At 61.8% G+C, this 2442-nt stretch carries 3 protein-coding genes; all 3 read right to left on the bottom strand.

Annotated features, from left to right (window positions below):
* Window positions 1-235 (bottom strand): SUMF1/EgtB/PvdO family nonheme iron enzyme (locus tag FFK22_RS41420; RefSeq protein WP_221939287.1); only part of this gene is annotated, 235 nt, incomplete at its 3' end.
* A 67-nt stretch (window positions 236-302) separates the two neighbouring features.
* Entirely contained in the window at window positions 303-1838 is a 1536-nt protein-coding gene (locus tag FFK22_RS41415; protein WP_221939286.1) for a DUF1254 domain-containing protein, read from the bottom strand.
* 252 nt (window positions 1839-2090) lie between these two features.
* The coding region (locus tag FFK22_RS43620) for a hypothetical protein (protein ID WP_221939285.1) at window positions 2091-2442 on the bottom strand (352 nt) is incomplete at its 5' end.

Raw genomic sequence — 2442 nt, 5'->3', positions numbered from 1 at the left:
CGAGCGAAGCGGCCTTCAGCATCTCGGGCTTTGCGCCGGGGTAGTCCCTCGGATCCGGCGGGATCTCGGCGAAGGTCACGTAGCGGGTCGCATCGACAAAGGCGCGGAACTGCCAGTTGGTGACCGGTGTCCGGTCCATCCAGAAGCCGTCGACCCGAACGCCGTGCACAGGCGCTTCCTCGGGGTAATGACGATCGGATCCCATCCGGAAACTGCCGCCGGCGATCCAGATCATGTCCGCACGTTCGGCGTCCGTCTGTGCGATCGGAATGGATGCAATTGAGATCATCCTGCGACCCTCGCTACTCGACAAGCTCGATATCCCCGGGCTTCCAACTCTTGTTGAACCAGGGCTCAAGTGGCCCGTACAGCCGCAGAAGGACGTTCCAGCCCTTGCCTGGCATCGTTTGGACCCAGTTGTGTTCCTGGCCAGCTGGTGCCTTGGGACCAAACCAGACAGTCACGGAGCCGTCGGCATCGGCCTTGAGCGCCTGCATCGTGCTGTCCACGCCGGCGAGCTTCTGATCTGTCTCGAGGAGGGATCGGGTCTGGTTGTCATAGACGACGAAGGACCAGAATTCCTTGGCGGGGATCGGACCCGGCAGGGTGACCTTGTAGGTCTTGCCACCGTCAAAATAGTTGCCCTTTGCATCCCGCATCGCGGCCGCGTAGGCGGAGCCCGAGCCCACCTTCGCCATCGCCATCGCCGGGGTGATCCCCGTCGCGTAGTAGAAGAACATCGTCCGGGCATCGAGCAGGCGCTCCGCTCCCTCCTGGAACAGATAGCTGCCGCCGACGAAGGGCGTGAACCACTGCCGGTCCGGATAGAATCTCGTCTGCTCGTCGCGCGAAGCGAACAGGATTGATCGGGCCGTCGCGTTGGCCACGGCGATGGCATCGGTCAAAATACCCTTCATCCGCGCATCGGGCGCGAAGGGCTGTCCCTTCCTGATGCCGATGGCCCCGAAAAGCCCCACCTTGTCGGGATCGACAAAATCTGCGGGCTCGTTCTGCACGACCTCGTTCAACTCGTCATAGAACCGGATGGTGTTGGCGCTGATGGTGTTGAACTTCATGCCGGAGGTGTTGACGAACTGAGCCTCTAGCGGATCGCCCGTCTCAGATGTCGCGTAGAGCGGAAATACGTTGGCACTGGTTTTGACGTGCTGAACCGCTGCACTGATGTCGCCGCCCTTCACGAACACCCTGAAGAACACGAGCAGGGTGTTGGTGCGGGGCTTGACGGTGAAATAGCCTTCCGATGGAAGATCGCCGGTGTGGCCAGGGGGAACGAAGAGATAGGTGCCGCCCCGGCCGGCATCAGGGCCGGTCAATCCGATATCCGTCACCCACCGGAAATAGGCATCATCCACGGGACCGAGGACTCCTGACGGCACTTGCAGGAGCATCGGACCGTCCTTGAGGTCGAGACAGGTGAGGACGTAGACGGTGGTGGTGTTGGGCGTGAGGAAGAGGGAGCGAGCATCCATGAGATCCTCAGTGATGCCGAACCCCTGATTCTTCTTGATCCCGGCCTGCTCGAGGCCGTTGCAGGCAGCTCGCACGGACGTGGCCGGCATACCGGTAAAAAACGCCTCGATGCCGCGCGAGAAATCGAGTTGGTCATACGCGAGCTTGACCGTCTGATCATCGGGCGCGCCGTGGTGAAACCTCAATGTGCCGATCCGCGTCTCGACGACGTCCGGGGTCGTGATCCAGGCAGGGACGTTGGCCGAGTACTTCGGTGAAGCGCTCTGGCCCAAGGCTGGCATCGCCAATATCGACGATAAGCCGATTGCAGCAATATGCCAATATACGCGGATCATAAGACGCTCCATCGCAGGTTCTCCGAGAATAAATTGCTCATAATCGATAATCTACACTGGGAAAACGCAATCTATCAGATGCACCCCGCGACATTATGCAGAATCCAGGATTTGGAATACCGGTCGGCGCCAAGACCCTTGCCGACCTCCAATTCGTCGCTCGCATCGCGTTTCTCTCCCTGTCTTCCGGTGCCTTCCGCCGGCCTGGTGCGCCTCGAACCTTTCCGTGCCCGGGCAGCCGCATCTTTGATCGCGCGACCGCGGTCAGAACCGGAAGGTGACGCCGAGGATCGGCCCGTAGAGCGCCAGGTCGTCGAGCGGTGCGTGGCCGCCGAAGTCATAGCCGAGATAGCGGTAGCCGATGGCGCCCGAGACCGAGTTGCTGAAGCTGTATTCGACGGCACCGAGCACCTGCCAGGTGAGGTCGGAGTTGCCGGCGCCGATGTCGGCATAGCCGAGCAACGAGAAGCCGCTGCCCAGTTCCACGCTGGCGCGGACCCCGACGAGGCCATCGACGATCGTGGCACTGTCGCTGACGCCGCGCGACAGGCCGAGCCGACCCTGTCCCTTGAAGTCGCTGTCGACCCACAGGCCCAGAATCCGGGCGCCGACCAGG

This window comes from Mycobacterium sp. KBS0706, from assembly GCF_005938675.2.
GTDB lineage: Bacteria > Pseudomonadota > Alphaproteobacteria > DSM-16000 > Inquilinaceae > Inquilinus.
This window is presented reverse-complemented; position numbering and strand designations above follow the sequence as displayed.

What these genes read in the sequence shown, in the direction of transcription:
- FFK22_RS41415 (WP_221939286.1), bottom strand. Translation starts at nt 1,838, where the DNA reads ATGGAGCGTCTTATGATCCGCGTATATTGGCATATTGCTGCAATCGGC.